16 protein-coding genes are annotated in these 17,092 nt (G+C 61.3%); 10 read left to right on the forward strand and 6 right to left on the reverse strand.

Features of this window, described 5'->3' with window-relative positions; all coding sequences use genetic code 11:
- Positions 1-57 precede the first annotated feature (57 nt).
- From IB246_RS16665 to hemN, 7 genes are all read left to right on the forward strand, one after another.
- Positions 58-987 (forward strand): metallophosphoesterase family protein, encoded by a 930-nt coding sequence (locus IB246_RS16665; protein ID WP_177318163.1) that lies wholly within the window; start codon positions 58-60, stop codon positions 985-987.
- 257 nt (positions 988-1,244) lie between these two features.
- On the forward strand, positions 1,245-2,660 hold the full coding sequence (gene ccoG / locus IB246_RS16670; RefSeq protein WP_008028537.1) for a cytochrome c oxidase accessory protein CcoG: 1,416 nt from the start codon (positions 1,245-1,247) through the stop codon (positions 2,658-2,660).
- Positions 2,661-2,671: 11 nt separating this feature from the next.
- On the forward strand, positions 2,672-3,211 hold the full coding sequence (locus IB246_RS16675) for a FixH family protein (protein ID WP_008028539.1): 540 nt from the start codon (positions 2,672-2,674) through the stop codon (positions 3,209-3,211).
- Positions 3,212-3,334: 123 nt separating this feature from the next.
- Entirely contained in the window at positions 3,335-5,785 is a 2,451-nt protein-coding gene (locus IB246_RS16680) for a heavy metal translocating P-type ATPase (protein WP_008037746.1), read from the forward strand.
- Positions 5,786-5,809: 24 nt separating this feature from the next.
- Complete coding sequence (gene ccoS, locus IB246_RS16685) at positions 5,810-6,028, forward strand: cbb3-type cytochrome oxidase assembly protein CcoS (protein ID WP_008028543.1); 219 nt, start codon at positions 5,810-5,812, stop codon at positions 6,026-6,028.
- Positions 6,021-6,704, forward strand: coding sequence for a sulfite exporter TauE/SafE family protein (locus IB246_RS16690; RefSeq protein WP_008028545.1), 684 nt, complete (start codon positions 6,021-6,023; stop codon positions 6,702-6,704). The genes ccoS and IB246_RS16690 overlap by 8 nt, the downstream gene beginning before the upstream one ends.
- Positions 6,705-6,912: 208 nt before the next feature.
- A complete protein-coding gene (gene hemN, locus IB246_RS16695; RefSeq protein ID WP_192226574.1) occupies positions 6,913-8,295 on the forward strand; it encodes an oxygen-independent coproporphyrinogen III oxidase in 1,383 nt (460 codons plus the stop codon).
- Here hemN and IB246_RS16700 read toward each other — a convergent pair.
- Entirely contained in the window at positions 8,292-8,771 is a 480-nt protein-coding gene (locus IB246_RS16700; protein ID WP_008037748.1) for a hypothetical protein, read from the reverse strand. The genes hemN and IB246_RS16700 overlap by 4 nt on opposite strands.
- A gap of 154 nt (positions 8,772-8,925) precedes the next feature.
- Here IB246_RS16700 and fnr point away from each other — a divergent pair, with 154 nt between their 5' ends.
- Positions 8,926-9,660 carry a fumarate/nitrate reduction transcriptional regulator Fnr gene (gene fnr / locus IB246_RS16705; RefSeq protein WP_008028550.1) on the forward strand — a complete coding sequence of 245 codons (735 nt, stop codon included), beginning with the start codon at positions 8,926-8,928 and terminating at the stop codon, positions 9,658-9,660.
- Between the two features lie 79 nt (positions 9,661-9,739).
- Positions 9,740-10,288 (forward strand): adenine phosphoribosyltransferase, encoded by a 549-nt coding sequence (locus tag IB246_RS16710; protein WP_008028553.1) that lies wholly within the window; start codon positions 9,740-9,742, stop codon positions 10,286-10,288.
- Between the two features lie 111 nt (positions 10,289-10,399).
- On the opposite strand, the gene IB246_RS16715 is transcribed toward IB246_RS16710, so the two are convergent.
- The 5 genes from IB246_RS16715 to dnaX all read right to left on the reverse strand — a co-directional run bounded on the left by IB246_RS16715 (position 10,400) and on the right by dnaX (position 16,193).
- Positions 10,400-11,548, reverse strand: a complete 1,149-nt coding sequence (locus IB246_RS16715) for an acyl-CoA dehydrogenase family protein (RefSeq protein WP_008037749.1) — start codon at positions 11,546-11,548, stop codon at positions 10,400-10,402.
- A gap of 182 nt (positions 11,549-11,730) precedes the next feature.
- Complete coding sequence (recR, locus tag IB246_RS16720) at positions 11,731-12,333, reverse strand: recombination mediator RecR (RefSeq protein WP_008028557.1); 603 nt, start codon at positions 12,331-12,333, stop codon at positions 11,731-11,733.
- 65 nt (positions 12,334-12,398) lie between these two features.
- Positions 12,399-13,433: an NADP-dependent oxidoreductase gene (locus tag IB246_RS16725; RefSeq protein ID WP_008028559.1), complete on the reverse strand. Its 1,035-nt coding sequence runs from the start codon at positions 13,431-13,433 to the stop codon at positions 12,399-12,401.
- 264 nt (positions 13,434-13,697) lie between these two features.
- The gene (locus IB246_RS16730; protein ID WP_008028561.1) at positions 13,698-14,036 is read right to left on the reverse strand and encodes a YbaB/EbfC family nucleoid-associated protein; all 339 of its coding nucleotides are present in this window, start codon (positions 14,034-14,036) and stop codon (positions 13,698-13,700) included.
- Between the two features lie 66 nt (positions 14,037-14,102).
- Positions 14,103-16,193, reverse strand: a complete 2,091-nt coding sequence (dnaX, locus tag IB246_RS16735; RefSeq protein ID WP_008028562.1) for a DNA polymerase III subunit gamma/tau — start codon at positions 16,191-16,193, stop codon at positions 14,103-14,105.
- Between the two features lie 144 nt (positions 16,194-16,337).
- On the opposite strand from dnaX, the gene IB246_RS16740 reads away from it, so the two are divergent.
- Positions 16,338-17,075: a substrate-binding periplasmic protein gene (locus IB246_RS16740; RefSeq protein ID WP_008037750.1), complete on the forward strand. Its 738-nt coding sequence runs from the start codon at positions 16,338-16,340 to the stop codon at positions 17,073-17,075.
- Positions 17,076-17,092 lie beyond the last annotated feature (17 nt).

Genomic DNA, 17,092 nt, shown 5'->3' on the forward strand with positions numbered 1-17,092 from the left:
TTTTATACATTACCGACCGCCCTGATATTGGCGCTCTCTGTAACGACCACCTTTTCCATGGCCTCTGACTTCGCGCCGCAACATATCGTCTTTGCCTCGGACCCCAAGTTCCCCTCAAGTGAAAAGTCCGACAATGGAGAAAGTGAATCCACCTCAAGCAAAGAAGAGCGTTCACGCTGGCTGATCGATGCGCAGTACTCCAGCATCGCTGACTTGCGCAAACAATCGGGCGGCGCCTCCGCTGTTCCCGTCATGATCAACGGCAACATGACTGCGTCGGGACAACCCGGCGAACGCACCTACCTCAACGCGGTATTGCAGAACAAACTGAGCAACCTCTATGACTACGGCCTGGGCAATCACGACTACGACTTCAATGTCGCCAGTTGCGCAAGTTGCGCCGCTGGAAGCGTGGACGACCTCAAGGACCGGTACTGGGGAAAAGTCGCCAACATGGACCTCGCCGCGCGGGCTTCCGGCCTGACGAAAACCTGGTACGGCAGCCTGGCTTACTCCCGGGATTACGGTGATGTTCACGTGGTTCAGTTGCACAACGAACCCACTTACACCACCAACTTTTCCACCAGTTCGTTCTTCCAGACCACCGCCTATGAAATCACGGCATCCCTCGACTGGCTGGAACGCGATCTGCAGCAGGCGCGGGCGCAAGGCAAAATCATTTTGCTGAACTTGCATCAGCCGTTTCACTGGCCGGTCAGGGAGACCGAGATTTTCCGGTTCACAAAGATGATCGAGGACTATGGCGTGACCGCTGTGTTTTCCGCGAATGCGAACAAGCAAAGCGGGAAATATGAGTCGAGCAACTACATCTACGGCGACATTCCCTTGTTCATGAGTGGCTCGGCGGTTCAGCAAAGCTGGTTGTATGCCACGTTCTCTGCCGATAGAACGCAAATGACAGTGAACGTCGTCGCGGGCAATGACTGGCGCAACCCCGTCGCGACTCACACTGTCCCGGTCAAGTAAGCGGCGATCGGCGCCAGGCATACAAGATGCTGGCGCCGATGAACAACCCCCAGCCGGCTATACTCCACAAGTCAATTGACCTGAATCATGTTTTGTTACATCTGCTACACCATTCATGATTTTTCCCCAACGCGACCAAAGGTCGCACCCTTGATCTAGAGCTACAGGCGTATCATTGCGCCACTGCAACACCCCTTTTTGACCGCGGTCGGCATGTACTGACCGAGGCATTTTTCCACTGCCGTGGGATGCAACTGATGAGCAACCAGATTCCGGTACACGACGTTACCCCGCCTGCCAAGAACGCGAACAACAGCGTCGACCTCTACGCCTCTCGAGAAAAGATCTACACCCGCGCCTTCACTGGCCTGTTCCGTAACCTGCGGATGATGGGCGGCGCGTTTTTGTTTCTGTTGTATTTCGGCACGGTCTGGCTGAACTGGGCCGGTCATCAAGCCGTCTGGTGGAACCTGCCGGAGCGTAAATTCTTTATTTTTGGCGCAACGTTCTGGCCGCAGGATTTCATCCTGCTCTCGGGCATTCTGATTGTCAGCGCGTTCGGCCTGTTCTTCATTACCGTGTACGCCGGTCGTGTCTGGTGCGGTTATACCTGCCCGCAGAGCGTCTGGACGTGGATTTTCATGTGGTGCGAGAAGGTCACCGAAGGCGATCGCAATCAGCGCATCAAGCTCGACAAGGCGCCGATGAGCGCCAACAAGTTCCTGCGTAAATTCAGCAAGCACTCGATGTGGCTGCTGATCGGCTTCGCAACCGGCATGACCTTCGTCGGTTACTTCTCGCCGATCCGCGAACTGACCATCGAATTCTTCACTGGCGAAGCGGATGGCTGGTCGTATTTCTGGGTCGGGTTCTTCACCCTCGCCACTTACGGCAACGCCGGCTGGTTGCGCGAGCAGGTGTGCATTTACATGTGTCCGTATGCGCGCTTCCAGAGCGTGATGTTCGACAAGGACACGCTGATCGTTTCCTACGATCCGCGTCGCGGTGAAAGCCGCGGGCCGCGCAAGAAAGGCATCGACTACAAGGCTCAGGGCCTGGGCGATTGCATCGACTGCACCATGTGCGTCCAGGTCTGCCCGACCGGCATCGACATCCGCGACGGCCTGCAAATCGAATGCATCGGTTGTGCTGCGTGCATCGATGCCTGCGACAGCATCATGGACAAGATGGATTACCCGCGCGGCCTGATCAGCTACACCACCGAGCACAACCTGTCCGGGCAAAAAACCCATAAACTGCGCCCGCGCCTGATCGGCTACGCCGCTGTATTGCTGGCGATGATGGCGTTGCTGGCGACGGCGTTCTTCATGCGTTCGCTGGTCGGTTTCGACGTCAGCAAAGACCGCGTGCTGTACCGCGAGAACGCCGAAGGCCGGATTGAAAACGTCTACAGCCTGAAGATCATGAACAAGGATCAGCGCGACCACACCTACGTGCTGGAAGCCGCCGGCCTGCCGGATCTCAAGCTGCAAGGCAAACGCGAGATCAAGGTCGCCGCCGGCGAAATTTTCAGCCAGCCGGTGGAACTGTCCATCGCGCCGGAAAAATTGCCATCGAGCACCAACGAGGTGAAATTCATCCTCAAGGATGCCGATGACGAGAGCATCCACGTTGAAGCCAAGAGCCGGTTCATCGGCCCACAAATTCGTTAAGAGAAGTGATCATGCCCGCAGCAAACGCCGCAAGTCCCTGGTACAAGCATCTTTGGCCGTGGATCATCATTGCCATCCTCGCCTGTTCGGTGACTTTGACCTTGTCCATGGTGACCATCGCGGTGAACAACCCGGACAACCTGGTCAACGACAACTACTACGAGGCCGGCAAAGGCATCAACCGCTCCCTCGACCGTGAGTTGCTGGCGCAAACCCTGCTCCTGCGCGCCAGCGTGCACCTGGATGACGTGACCGGCGAAGTCGACCTGCGCCTGAGCGGCAACAGCCAACCGAAAACCCTCGAACTGAACCTGATCTCGCCGACCCAGCCGGAGAAGGATCGCAAGATCACCCTCGCCCAAAGCGAAACCGAACAGGGCCGCTACATCGGCCAGTTGAGCGACAAGGTGGAAGGTCGTCGTTTTGTCGAATTGCTGGGTACTCAGGACGACCACATCTGGCGTATGTTCGAAGAAGAGCTGGTCAGCCATGACAAGGATCTGCTGCTGGGTGACGAACCGCTGCAGGGCGCCGAAGACCTGAAAAAGTAACAACCAGCGCTTCGCGCATCGCGAGCAGGCTCGCTCCCACATTAGATTTGTGGCGTTCACAAAACCCTGTGGGAGCGAGCCTGCTCGCGATGAGGCCCTTCCAGACGACATAGATCCAACATCATGACCACCCCAACCCCCTGCTACCACTGCGCCCTGCCCGTCCCGGCCGGCAGCCGCTTCACCGCGGCCGTCCTCGGTGAAACCCGCGAGTTCTGCTGCCCGGGTTGTCAGGCAGTGGCCGAAGCGATTGTCGCCGGTGGGCTGGAAAGCTATTACCAGCACCGCAGCGAAGCCTCGGCCAACCCCGAAGCGTTGCCGGTGCAGTTGGTGGATGAACTGGCGCTGTACGATCGCGCCGACGTGCAAAAACCCTTCGTGCGCCACGAAGGCGAACTCGCCGAGACCACGCTGCTGATGGAAGGCATCAGTTGCGCGGCCTGTGGCTGGCTGATCGAGAAACACCTGCGCGGCTTGCCGGCGGTGGCCGAAGCGCGCCTCAACCTGTCCAACCATCGCCTGCACGTACGCTGGGCCGATGCGCAATTGCCGCTGAGCCAGGTGCTCAGCGAGTTACGCCACATCGGTTACGCCGCCCATCCCTATCAGGCCGACCGCGCCAGCGAACAACTGGCCAGCGAAAACCGCCTGGCCCTGCGCCAACTCGGGGTTGCCGGGCTGCTGTGGTTCCAGGCGATGATGGCGACCATGGCCACCTGGCCGGAATTCAATATCGACCTCAGCCCCGAGCTGCACACCATCCTGCGCTGGGTCGCGCTGTTCCTCACCACGCCGATCGTGTTCTACAGCTGCGCGCCGTTCTTCAAAGGGGCGATGCGCGATTTGCGTACCCGCCACCTGACCATGGACGTCTCGGTGTCGCTGGCGATTGGCAGTGCCTACATCGCCGGGATATGGACTTCGATCACCGGGGTCGGCGAATTGTATTTTGATGCCGTCGGCATGTTTGCGCTGTTCCTGCTGGCCGGGCGCTATCTGGAGCGTCGTGCCCGCGAACGCACCGCCGCCGCCACCGCACAACTCGTCAATCTGCTGCCCGCCTCGTGTTTGCGCCTGAGCGCCAACGGTCAGAGCGAGCGGATCCTGCTCAGCGAACTGCGCGTCGGCGATCAGGTTCTGGTGCATCCCGGTGCGATCCTGCCGGCCGACGGTAAGATCCTCGACGGCCAGTCGAGCATCGACGAATCCCTGCTGACTGGCGAATACCTGCCACAGCCGCGCACGCTCGGTGATGCCGTCACTGCCGGCACCCTGAACGTCGAGGGCGCGCTGACCGTGGAAGTCCTCGCCCTCGGCCAGGACACCCGACTGTCTGCCATCGTCCGCCTGCTCGACCGCGCCCAGGCCGAGAAGCCACGACTGGCAGAGATCGCCGACCGCGCCGCGCAATGGTTCCTGCTGCTGACGCTGATCGCCTCCGCTTGCATTGGTCTGCTGTGGTGGGAGCTGGACTCATCGCGCGCCTTCTGGATTGTCCTGGCGATGCTCGTCGCGACCTGCCCGTGCGCCTTGTCCCTCGCCACACCGACCGCCCTCACTGCCGCCACCGGTACGCTGCACAAGTTGGGTTTGTTGTTGACCCGCGGCCATGTGCTGGAAGGCCTGAACCAGATCGACACGGTTATTTTCGACAAGACCGGCACCCTCACCGAAGGGCGCCTGGCGCTGCGCTCGATCCGCCCGCTCGGCGCGCTCGACAGCGATCAATGCCTGGGCCTCGCCGCCGCCCTCGAAAACCGTTCCGAACACCCCATCGCCCGTGCGTTTGGTCGCGCGCCACTGGCCGCCGAAGAAGTCCACAGCACGCCGGGGCTGGGCCTGGAAGGCGTGGTCGGTAAGCAACGCCTGCGCATCGGCCAACCGGGTTTTGTCTGCGAACTCAGTGGCGCTGCCATCCCGTTGATGCCGGATGAAGCCGGCCAATGGCTGCTGCTCGGCGACAATGCCGGACCGCTGGCATGGTTCGTCCTCGACGACCGTTTGCGCGCCGATGCACCCGCGTTGCTGGAAGCCTGCCGGGCGCGCGGCTGGCGCACGTTGCTGCTGTCGGGTGACAGCTCGCCGATGGTCGCCAGCGTCGCCGCCGAGCTGGGCATCGACGAGGCCCGTGGCGGTTTGCGTCCGGACGACAAATTGCAGGTCCTGCAACAGCTGCACAAGGAAGGACGCAAGGTGTTGATGCTCGGTGACGGCGTGAATGACGTGCCGGTGCTGGCCGCCGCCGACATCAGCGTCGCCATGGGTTCGGCCACCGATCTGGCGAAAACCAGTGCGGATGCGGTGCTGTTGTCCAACCGCCTGGACGCGCTGGTGCAAGCCTTCAGCCTCGCTCGGCGCACCCGTCGGGTCATCATCGAGAACCTGTTGTGGGCCGGGCTGTACAATGGCCTCATGTTGCCGTTCGCCGCCCTCGGCTGGATCACGCCGGTGTGGGCGGCGGTCGGCATGTCCATCAGTTCGTTGACCGTGGTGCTGAACGCCCTGCGCCTGACTCGCCTGCCGAGCACGCCGGCCGCCAGCGCCACGCCAGAAACCCGCCCGCTGCCGGCCTGAGCCGCGCGGGCATGGAGCCTCACCATGCCAGCTCTCTACGTGATGATCCCGGCCGCACTGCTGATCGTCGCCATCGCGGTCTACATCTTTTTCTGGGCGGTCGACAGCGGTCAGTACGACGACCTCGACGGCCCGGCCCACAGCATCCTGTTCGACGACCAGGACCCGAACCACACCGCGGCGGTCGACGAGGCCAGCGGCCATCCGGCCAAACCGGACGACAAGGCGCCCCCGCATGTTTGAGCTGGCGCCCCTGCTGGTGTCGGCGGTCATCCTGGGCCTGCTCGGCGGCGGGCATTGCCTGGGCATGTGCGGCGGTTTGATGGGCGCGTTGACCCTGGCGATTCCCAAGGAACAGCGCAGCCGCCGGTTTCGATTGCTGCTGGCCTACAACCTCGGGCGGATTCTCAGTTACGCAGCGGCCGGCCTGCTGATCGGCCTGGCGGGTTGGGCGGTGGCGAACAGTCCGGCGGCGATGTTCATGCGTATCCTCGCCGGATTGCTGCTGATCGCCATGGGGCTTTATCTCGCCGGCTGGTGGAGCGGCCTGACCCGCATCGAAAGCCTCGGTCGCGGTCTGTGGCGGCATATTCAGCCCGTCGCGAACAAGCTGTTGCCAGTGTCGAGCCTGCCGCGGGCCTTGTTGCTCGGCGCGCTCTGGGGCTGGCTGCCGTGTGGGCTGGTTTACAGCACGTTGCTGTGGTCGGCGAGCCAGGGCAATGCGCTGGACAGTGCATTGCTGATGCTCGCGTTCGGGCTGGGCACCTGGCCGGTGTTGCTTGCCACGGGGCTGGCGGCCGAGCGGGTCACGGCGCTGTTGCGCAAACGGTACGTACGCATGACGGGGGGGTTGCTGGTGATGCTGTTTGGCATCTGGACCTTGCCGGGGCCGCATCAGCATTGGCTTATGGGGCATTGATCGGCGGCGCGGCCTTCGCGGGCAAGTCGAATCGTCGCACCGCTCGCTCCTACAGGGGAATGTAATTCAACGTAGGAGCGAGGCTTGCCCGCGAAGAGGCCCGCACCGAAAACACAAATCCTGACCGTTGATGCAAATCAAGATGCCCCAACGCCGCACCCCATAGACTTGCCGACACTGCCAGCCTATCCGGGGGAATGCCCGCATGATGCTCGACGCCATTCGTTGGGATACCGATCTGATCCGCCGTTATGACCTGGCGGGACCGCGTTACACCTCCTACCCGACCGCCGTGCAGTTCGATGGTCATGTCGGCACCTTCGACCTGTTCCATGCGCTGCGCGAAAGTCGCAAGGCCCTGCGGCCTTTGTCGCTGTATGTGCACGTGCCGTTCTGCGCGAACATCTGCTACTACTGCGCCTGCAACAAAGTCATCACCAAGGATCGCGGCCGCGCCCTGCCCTACTTGCAGCGCCTGGAGCAGGAAATCCAGCTGATCGCCTGCCATCTCGACCCGGCGCAGAAGGTCGAGCAATTGCATTTCGGTGGCGGCACACCGACCTTTCTCAGCCATGACGAACTGCGTCAACTGATGGCCCAGTTGCGTAAAAGCTTCAATTTGCTGGAGGACGATTCCGGCGACTACGGCATCGAGATCGACCCGCGCGAAGCCGATTGGTCGACCATGGGCCTGCTGCGCGAACTGGGTTTCAACCGGGTCAGCATCGGCCTGCAAGACCTCGACCCGGCCGTGCAACGCGCGGTGAATCGCCTGCAAAGCCTGGAAGAAACCCGGGCGGTGATCGACGCCGCACGGACGCTGCAATTTCGCTCGATCAACATCGACCTGATCTACGGTTTGCCAAGGCAGACACCGGAGAACTTCGCCCGCACGGTCGACGAAGTGATCAACCTGCAACCGGACCGCCTGTCGGTGTTCAACTACGCGCACTTGCCGGAGCGCTTCATGCCGCAACGGCGAATCAACAGCGACGAATTGCCGACGCCGGCACAGAAGCTGGAAATGCTCCAGCGCACCATCGAACAGCTGACCGCCGCCGGCTACCGTTACATCGGCATGGATCACTTCGCCCTGCCCGACGATGAGCTGGCAATTGCTCAGGAAGAATCAACCCTGCAACGCAACTTCCAGGGCTACACCACTCACGGCCATTGCGACCTGATCGGCCTCGGCGTCTCGGCCATCAGCCAGATTGGCGACTTGTACTGCCAGAACAGCAGCGACCTGAATCAGTACCAGAACGCACTGGCCTCAGCACAACTGGCCACCAATCGCGGCCTGCTGTGCAATGCCGATGACCGCCTGCGGCGAGCGGTGATTCAACAATTGATTTGCAGTTTCAACCTGGAATTCGCCGAGATCGAGAAGGCTTTCAACATCGATTTTCGCGGTTACTTCGGCGAATTGTGGCCGCAACTGCAACGCATGGCCGAAGACGGACTGATCGAACTGAACAATGAACGGATCACCGTATTGCCGGCCGGGCGGTTGCTGGTGCGTTCGGTGTGCATGGTGTTCGACGCGTACCTGGAGCAACAGAATCGCCAGCGGTTTTCGCGTGTCATCTAACGTTCCAACAGCAGGGAAGTCGTCTTCAGCACTTGCTCAGGGCTCAGGCTCGCCTGCGAGATGGCTTTGGACAGCACCATATTGGCCGTGATCAGCCCGCCATTGAGGGTGGTGATGGTCGCTTGCAGCGCGCCGAGCTTGGCCCTGCGTTCTTCGGCAGAAAGTCGCTTGTCTGCCATTACCGCTTGCATGCTCGCGACTTTCTCGGCGATCTGCTTCTGTATTCGGCGAATCATTTTCAGGATCTGTTGAATGTTTTCCGGCAACCCGCTTTCTTCAATGTCCTTGTTGTCATCGTGGGAACTGGCAGCCTTGGTCAAACCGGCGCCAGACAACGAGACTTTGATGCCTTCAGCCACGGACGAAGTGGCCGGGCCAATGGCGATTGCCGAGTCTTCGCCGGCCAGGCCGTTTGCAGGCTCATGCAGTGTTTGCACACCACTGTTGCCGGGGTTGAGCACGCCGATAGTGGCCATGAAACGAGTACCTGCGCATAGGTTGATGCCAGGTTATCGGCCACCGGCAGCGGCGCTTTACCATGGCGTGACAAATCGGCACAGCGCTGGCCTGAACGTCTTCCGGTGAGGTACCCTTACGTCTTATGTGTGCTTTCCCACAAGGATTTAAGAAATGTCCGAGCCAGTAAAACTGCGCGCTCATAACCAGGCCCATTGCAAGGACTGCAGCCTGGCTCCCCTCTGCTTGCCACTTTCTCTGAATCTGGAAGACATGGATGCGCTGGACGAAATCGTTAAACGTGGCCGCCCACTGAAGAAGGGCGAGTTCCTGTTCCGTCAGGGTGACGTTTTCGACTCCGTTTATGCAGTACGTTCTGGCGCCCTGAAAACCTTCAGTCTCAGCGATGGCGGTGAAGAACAACTCACCGGCTTCCATCTGCCGAGCGAGCTGGTTGGCCTGTCGGGCATGGACACCGAAAAGCATCCGGTCTCGGCGCAGGCGCTGGAAACCACCTCGGTTTGCGAAATTCCGTTCGAACGCCTCGACGAACTGGCGCTGCAACTGCCACAACTGCGCCGTCAGTTGATGCGCGTGATGAGCCGTGAAATCCGCGACGATCAACAGATGATGTTGCTGCTGTCGAAAAAAACCGCTGACGAGCGCATCGCCACCTTCCTGGTCAACCTGTCGGCACGCTTCCGCGCTCGCGGCTTCTCGGCCAATCAGTTTCGCCTGAGCATGTCGCGCAATGAAATCGGCAACTACCTGGGCCTGGCGGTGGAAACCGTGTCGCGGGTGTTTACGCGCTTCCAGCAGAACGAGCTGATCGCCGCCGAAGGCAAGGAAATCCACATCCTCGACCCGATCCAGCTCTGCGCCCTCGCCGGCGGTTCGATCGAAGGCTGATTACGACCACGGCGGCTGAGCGAAACGGTTCAGCCGCCGTTATACTGCGACGTTTGCAGCCTGCCAGGACACCTAGACAATGGTCTTCGACTCCTTCGACATCAAATCCCTGATCCGCCCGGTGATCGACTTCCCGAAACCGGGCGTCATTTTTCGCGACATCACCCCGCTGTTCCAGTCGCCCACGGCTCTGCGTCTGGTGATGGACAGCTTTGCCCACCGTTATGTCGAGGCTGATTTCACCCACATCGGCGCCATGGATGCCCGCGGCTTCCTGATCGGTTCGGTGCTGGCCTATCAGTTGAACAAGCCGCTGGTGCTGTTCCGCAAGCAAGGCAAACTGCCGGCGGATGTGCTGGCCGAAGGTTATGCGACCGAGTACGGCGAAGCCTTCCTCGAAGTCCACGCCGACAGCTTGTGTGAAGGCGACTCGGTGGTGATGTTCGATGATTTGATCGCCACCGGCGGCACGCTGATTGCGGCGGCGAACCTGATTCGACGCATGGGCGCGCGGGTGCATGAAGCGGCGGCGATTATTGATCTGCCGGAGTTGGGTGGGTCGCAACGCCTGGAAGACATGGGGATTCCGACGTTTTGCCTGACGCAGTTTGCCCTGGCTGATAAATAAGCGGCGTCTGTACTGGCCTATTCGCGGGCAAGCCTCGCTCCTACAAGGGAACGCATAATCCTGTAGGAGCGAGGCTTGCCCGCGAAGGCGTCAGCCGCAACACCGCAGGATTCAAAGCCCCATCTGCTTACTGATGATCTCGTTCATCACTTCCCGCGTCCCGCCACCAATCGACAGAATCCGGTTATCCCGGTACAGCCGCTCCACCAGACTTTCGCGCATGTAGCCGAGACCGCCAAGAATCTGCACCGCATCCGTGGTAATCCGATCCGCCGTGTCCGTCGCGAAATTCTTCGCCATGGAAATCTCCTTGATCACACTCTGCCCCGCCGCCATTTTCGCCGCCTGGCGGTAAGTGAACTCCCGTGACACTTCCAGCGCCGTGGCCATTTCGGCGAGGCGATGCTTGAGCACCTGAAACTTGCCGATGGGCTTGCCGAATGCTTCGCGCTGACGGGCCCATTTCAGGCTTTCCTCCAGCGCCAGTTGCGCGGTCATGTTGGCCATCAGCGCCAACGCCAGGCGTTCGCTCTGGAAGTTGCCCATGATGCAAGCGAAGCCCATGTTCTCCGCGCCGATCAGATGGCCTACAGGTACGCGGCAATCATCGAAGAACAATTCAGCGGTGTCCGACGCCCACCAGCCCATTTTCTTCAACTGACGGCCTACGGTGAACCCTGGTGTGCCCTTCTCGATCAGCAAAAGGCTGATGCCACCAAAACCGGGCGCACCGGTGCGCACCGCGACGGTGTAGTAATCCGCACGCACGCCACTGGTGATAAAGGTTTTGCTGCCACTGACCCGGTAGACGTCGCCGTCACGCACGGCGCGGGTTTGCAGGTTGGCCACGTCGGAGCCACCGCTGGGCTCGGTGACGGCCAGGGCGCTGATCTTCTCGCCAGCCAGTACGGCCGGCACGACGCGATCGCGAACGTCCGGCCTGGCCCATTTGAGAATGGGCGGCAGACCGATGTCCAGCGAACCCAACCCGGCGACCAGACCGCCAGAGCCGCAGCGCATCAACTCTTCGCTGGCGGCGATCTTGGCGAACAGATCACCTTCATGGCTGCCACCCAGGGCTTCGGGGTAACCGATGCCCAGGATCCCCGCTGCACCGGCCTTGAGGTAGAGTTCGCGGGGAAAGCTTTCGGCTTCTTCCCACTGGTCGATGTCCGGAAGAATCTCGCGCTCGACGAAACGTCTGACGCTGTCGCGGACCAATTGGTGGCTGGGGTCGAAGTATTCCTGGAAGGCAGGCATCGGCGAACTCCATGGAAGGGTTCAGCGACGTTAACCGAGCGCTTGCTTGGTTTTCAACAGGATTGTGTGAATCAGATGGACCGAGGTGCTCCCTTCGCGGGCAAGCCTCGCTCCTACAGGTTTTGCATAGCCCCTGTAGGAGCGAGGCTTGCCCGCGAAGGCGTCAGTCCAGACGCCACACACTACAAAGCGATCGGCTTACGCCCCGCAAACGAATGCGCCAACGTCCCGCCATCCACCAGTTCCAGCTCGCCACCCAACGGCACGCCGTGGGCAATGCGCGAGGCGATCAGGCCTTTGTTGCTGAGCAACTGGGCGATGTAGTGCGCCGTGGCTTCACCCTCGACCGTCGGGTTGGTCGCAAGGATGACTTCGGTAAAAGTGCCCGCCTCTTCGATCCGCGCCATCAATTGCGGAATCCCGATGGCTTCCGGCCCGAGCCCGTCGAGCGGCGACAGGTGGCCCTTGAGCACGAAGTAACGACCGCGGAAACCGGTCTGCTCCACCGCGTAGACGTCCATCGGCCCTTCCACCACGCACAGCAAGGTGTCGTCGCGGCGGTTATCGGCGCATTGCGGGCACAGGTCGTCTTCGGTCAGCGTGCGGCACAACCGGCAATGCCCCACCCCTTCCATCGCCTGGCTGAGTGCCAGGGCCAGTCGCGAGCCACCGCTGCGATCACGCTCGAGCAGCTGCAACGCCATGCGTTGGGCAGTTTTCTGACCCACACCTGGCAAAATTCGCAGGGCATCGATCAGTTGGCGAATCAAAGGGCTGAAGCTCATGGGGAAACGTCCGACAAAACAACGAGACGCGGTTTATACCCGCGCCTCTCTTTAGCGTCAAATACTCAGTCCTGCGCGACCCGCACCACCAGTTTGCCGAAGTTGCGTCCCTCCAGCAGACCGATGAACGCCTCAGGCGCATTCTCAAGACCCTCGACCACATCTTCGCGGAATTTCACCTTGCCGTCGCGCACCCACGGCGCCATGGCGCTGACGAATTCCGGCTGACGATCACCGTAGTCGTCGAACACGATGAAGCCCTGAATCCGTACACGCTTGGTCAGCAAGGTGCGCTGCAACTGCGGCAGGCGATCCGGGCCGGTCGGCGCCTCGCTGGCGTTGTAGGAAGCGATCAGGCCGCACAGCGGAATCCGCGCCTTGGGGTTGAGCAACGGCACCACCGCGTCGAATACCTTGCCACCGACGTTCTCGTAATAAATGTCGATGCCCTGGGGACACGCCTGAGCCAGCTCATCGGCGAAGTCGGGACTCTTGTGGTCGATGCAGGCATCGAAACCCAACTCATCCACAACATAGCGGCACTTGTCCGCGCCACCGGCCACGCCGACCACACGCAGGCCTTTGATCTTCGCCACTTGCCCGACCACTGAGCCCACCGCGCCGGACGCCGCCGCGACCACAAGGGTTTCTCCAGAGGCTGGCTGGCCGATGTCCATCAAGCCCATGTAGGCGGTCATGCCCGGCATGCCGAGCACACCCAGCGCCATCGACGGGCTCGGCAGCCCGGACGGCACCGGAATGATATTGCGACCGTCGCTGATGCTGTGGCTCTGCCACCCGGTAGCGCCGACGACCAGGTCACCTTGCTGAAATTTCGGATTCAGCGAGCGCTCGACACGGCTGACGGCGCCACCGGTCATCACTTCGTCGATGGCCACCGGCGCCGCGTAGGACGGCGCGTCACTCATGCGGCCGCGCATGTAGGGGTCCAGCGACAGGTAAAGGGTTTTGAGCAATATCTGGCCATCCGCCAGGTCCGGCAGTGCTTCCCGCTCCAGGCGAAAATTCTCCGGTGTCGGTGCGCCCACCGGGCGGGACGCCAGGACGATACGTTGGTTGAGGGTCAATGCTTGTGGCATGTGAGCGTCTCCTTTGATCGATGAATTTGGCGGTATAGGGAAGCAGACCTTTGTGGCGGTCGGGTGTTCGATGTTTCTGTCGGGGACCGCGTCGCTTTCTTCGCGGGCAAGCCTCGCTCCTACAGGTATTGCATAGCACTTGTAGGAGCGAGGCTTGCCCGCGAAGGCAGCGTATCAGGCGCCGCATGACCAACAGACAGAAACAAAAATGCCAGGCGCAATGCCTGGCATTTTTTTGTAGCTCATCCGACGCGCTTTGGCGAATCAGAACGGCAGCTTCATCCCCGGCGGCAGTTGCATGCCAGCGGTCATGCCGGACATTTTGTCCTGGCTGTTGGCTTCGATCTTGCGCACGGCGTCGTTGACGGCGGCGGCGAATACGGCCTCCAGCATCTCTTTGTCGTCTTCACTCAGGCCTTCGACCAGGCTCGGATCGATGGTCACGCGCTTGACGTCGTGACGACCGGTCATCACCACGGTGACCATATCGCCACCCGCCTTGCCGGTGACTTCGGCGTTGGCCAGCTCTTCCTGCATCTTGGCCATTTTTTCCTGCATCTGCTGCGCCTGCTTCATCAGGCCGGCCATGCCACCTTTCATCATGGGAATCACCTCAAAGTACTTGGATAAAAACAGCGCCCGGCCCTTTCGGCCGAACGCCTTCAGTTATTAGCCCTGACTGACCAGGGCTTCGACAGGTTCAATAGTATCGTTACGGACCACCGCACCGAACTGCTGCATCATTTGCTGGATGAACGGATCACCGTGGATCGACTCTTCCGCCTCGCGCTGACGGTTGGCACGACGCCGGGATGCAGCCTGGGCCGGGGTCTCCTGCTCGGGCTTGATCAGTTCCATGCTCAGGGTCAGCGTGCGCCCGTGAAACTGGTTCAGCGCATCGTTGAGACGACGTTGCTGGGTCGCGTTGAACAAGGCGCTATGGGCCGGGTCCAGGTGCATCAGCCAGTGGTCACCTTCCACGGAGATCAGCGTGCAGTTGGCGGCGATGCTGCCGGTCATACCGGAAATCGGCAGTTTCGGGAACAGTTCCAGCCATTGCAGGGCCAGACCGGTGGCGGGCATCGCGGCCGGCTCAGGTTCAGGTTCCGGCGCGGGTTCGGCGGCGTGCTCACTCGCCAGTTCGTCGAGATAGCTGTACGCCGAATCCATGTCCGGTTCGATGTAGTCCTCGTCCAGCGGCGGCTCGTCGTCGGGGTCGATGCCCCGTGTCGCGGCGTCGACGTCGGCCACGGAAGGTTCCGGGATCGGCGCAGCGGCCCATTCCGGCGCGTCTGGCACAACGCTGTCAGGCGTCGGCAACGGCATCGGGGGCAATTCGGGTTGTTCAGCGGCGGTTTCCAGCACCGGCTCGACGGCTGGCTGCTGGACGACTTCGGGTTCGACCGGATCATTCCACGGCAGGTCGACGACGGCTTCGACCGCTACCGGCGCAACAACGGGCTCCGGCACGATGACCGGTTCCGGCACGACAACGGCCGCAACCGGCTCAGGCTCGGGAGCAACCACCGGCGCGACCGGCGCGGCAACAACCGGTGCAACTGCCGCAGCGACTACCGGCGCAACAACTGGCGCGGCAGCCACTGAGTTTGCGGAATCAACTGTGGCCTGGCTGATCCCCACTGGCTTTAGCGGTTGCCTCGGCGCATCCGCGGTGTCCGCCGGGCGGAACGCGAGCATCCGCAGCAAGACCATTTCGAAGCCGCCGCGCGGGTCCGGCGCCAGCGGTAAATCGCGGCGGCCGATCAGGCCCATCTGGTAATAAAACTGCACGTCTTCGGCCGGCAAGGCCTGGGCCAGCGCCAGCACCCGATCACGGTCGCCGTGACCGTTGTCGACGCCTTCAGGCAAGGCCTGGGCGATGGCGACACGGTGCAGTACGTTGAGAATTTCCGAGAGCACGCCGTTCCAGTCCGGGCCTTGTTCCGCCAGATGGCGGACGGCCTCGAGCAACGCCTTGGCGTCGCCTTCGATCAGCGAGTGCAGAACGTCATAGACCTGACCGTGATCGAGCGTGCCGAGCATCGCCCGCACATCGGCGGCCATGACCCGACCTTCACCGAAGGCAATCGCCTGGTCGGTCAGGCTCATGGCATCGCGCATCGAACCGTCGGCGGCGCGGCCCAGCAGCCACAGCGCGTCGTCTTCGAACGGTACGTTTTCGACGCCCAGCACGTGGGTCAAATGCTCGACCACCCGTTCAGGGGTCATGTTCTTCAGCGAGAACTGCAGGCACCGCGAAAGAATCGTTGCAGGAAGTTTCTGCGGGTCGGTGGTCGCCAGGATGAACTTGACGTAGGGCGGCGGCTCTTCGAGGGTTTTCAACAGCGCATTAAAGGAATGGCTGGAGAGCATGTGCACTTCGTCGATCAGGTAGACCTTGAAGCGACCGCGGCTCGGGGCGTACTGCACGTTGTCGAGCAGCTCGCGGGTGTCCTCGACCTTGGTCCGGCTCGCGGCGTCGATCTCGATCAGGTCGACGAAACGGCCTTCATCGATCTCGCGGCACACCGAACACTCGCCACACGGCGTCGAAGTAATACCCGTTTCACAGTTCAGGCATTTGGCGATGATCCGCGCGATGGTGGTCTTGCCGACCCCGCGCGTGCCCGTAAAGAGGTAAGCGTGGTGCAGCCGCTGGCTGTCCAAGGCATTGATCAGAGCCTTGAGCACATGGGTCTGGCCGACCATTTCGCGGAACGAGCGCGGACGCCATTTACGTGCAAGAACCTGATAACTCATCGAAAACCATCGCCACTGGGAAGCAGAAGCGGCTAATGCTAGCGGAGCAAGGCCAAAATTGCATCCGGCGCGCTCGTCTAATCTGGCTAAGCTGCACTTGCGGTGATTTTTATCGGCTCGATTTTCATCGATAGCGGAGCGTTTATGCGGCTGGCCTTGGGGGCACTGCTGTTGATGAGTCTGAACGTCATGGCTGCCAACGCGCCGCTGCGCTTCGTGGTGCCCGACAGTTGGGCGATGCCGATGGTGCAGCTTTATCAAGGCCAGCCGACCCAAGGCATCCTGCATGACGTGATGGTCAGCCTCGCGACCCAGGTTGGCGTTCCGGCCGAGTTTCACGTACTGCCACGGGCCCGGGTGCAAAATGCCATGGAGCACGGCGAGATCGATGTCCGCTGCTACGCCGCGCAAACGTGGTCGCCAAACCAGTCCGGGGACTACATCTGGAGCATTCCGCTCTGGACCCAGCCGGACGTGCTGATCAGCCGGCACGAGTTGCAGACCTCAATCGATCCGGTGAATTTGCCACAACAATCCATCGGCACGGTGCTCGGCTACAGTTACCCCACCCTGCAACCGCTGTTCGATGCCGGGCGCCTGCTTCGCGAGGACGCGCGCAATCAGGAACAGGTCCTGGAAAAACTCATGGCCGGACGCTACCGCTATGCCGTGAGCAACCAATGGACGCTGGACTGGTTCAATCAGCGCCTGCTACCTGAGCAGCAACTGCAAGGCGTGGCGGTGCTGCAAGTGCAGAGTGTCGGTTGTTACGTGCGCAATGACCCGAAAGTGCCCGTGCAACGCATCCTGCGCACGTTGCTGAGGATGAAAATGTCCGGGGAGATCGATGACATTATCCGGCTTTATGTCGGCAAACCCTGAACCTGTGGGAGTGAGCC

Origin of the sequence: Pseudomonas sp. PDM01 (assembly GCF_014852325.1) — a bacterium.
GTDB classification, from domain to species: domain Bacteria; phylum Pseudomonadota; class Gammaproteobacteria; order Pseudomonadales; family Pseudomonadaceae; genus Aquipseudomonas; species Aquipseudomonas migulae.

Excerpts from the sequence above, each read along its gene's own strand:
- IB246_RS16665 (WP_177318163.1), top strand. The coding sequence starts at position 58 with ATGGCCTCTGACTTCGCGCCGCAACATATCGTCTTTGCCTCGGACCCC.
- ccoG (WP_008028537.1), top strand. The coding sequence starts at position 1,245 with ATGAGCAACCAGATTCCGGTACACGACGTTACCCCGCCTGCCAAGAAC.
- IB246_RS16675 (WP_008028539.1), top strand. The coding sequence starts at position 2,672 with ATGCCCGCAGCAAACGCCGCAAGTCCCTGGTACAAGCATCTTTGGCCG.
- IB246_RS16680 (WP_008037746.1), top strand. The coding sequence starts at position 3,335 with ATGACCACCCCAACCCCCTGCTACCACTGCGCCCTGCCCGTCCCGGCC.
- ccoS (WP_008028543.1), top strand. The coding sequence starts at position 5,810 with ATGCCAGCTCTCTACGTGATGATCCCGGCCGCACTGCTGATCGTCGCC.
- IB246_RS16690 (WP_008028545.1), top strand. The coding sequence starts at position 6,021 with ATGTTTGAGCTGGCGCCCCTGCTGGTGTCGGCGGTCATCCTGGGCCTG.
- hemN (WP_192226574.1), top strand. The coding sequence starts at position 6,913 with ATGCTCGACGCCATTCGTTGGGATACCGATCTGATCCGCCGTTATGAC.
- IB246_RS16700 (WP_008037748.1), bottom strand. The coding sequence starts at position 8,771 with ATGGCCACTATCGGCGTGCTCAACCCCGGCAACAGTGGTGTGCAAACA.
- fnr (WP_008028550.1), top strand. The coding sequence starts at position 8,926 with ATGTCCGAGCCAGTAAAACTGCGCGCTCATAACCAGGCCCATTGCAAG.
- IB246_RS16710 (WP_008028553.1), top strand. The coding sequence starts at position 9,740 with ATGGTCTTCGACTCCTTCGACATCAAATCCCTGATCCGCCCGGTGATC.
- IB246_RS16715 (WP_008037749.1), bottom strand. The coding sequence starts at position 11,548 with ATGCCTGCCTTCCAGGAATACTTCGACCCCAGCCACCAATTGGTCCGC.
- recR (WP_008028557.1), bottom strand. The coding sequence starts at position 12,333 with ATGAGCTTCAGCCCTTTGATTCGCCAACTGATCGATGCCCTGCGAATT.
- IB246_RS16725 (WP_008028559.1), bottom strand. The coding sequence starts at position 13,433 with ATGCCACAAGCATTGACCCTCAACCAACGTATCGTCCTGGCGTCCCGC.
- IB246_RS16730 (WP_008028561.1), bottom strand. The coding sequence starts at position 14,036 with ATGATGAAAGGTGGCATGGCCGGCCTGATGAAGCAGGCGCAGCAGATG.
- dnaX (WP_008028562.1), bottom strand. The coding sequence starts at position 16,193 with ATGAGTTATCAGGTTCTTGCACGTAAATGGCGTCCGCGCTCGTTCCGC.
- IB246_RS16740 (WP_008037750.1), top strand. The coding sequence starts at position 16,338 with ATGCGGCTGGCCTTGGGGGCACTGCTGTTGATGAGTCTGAACGTCATG.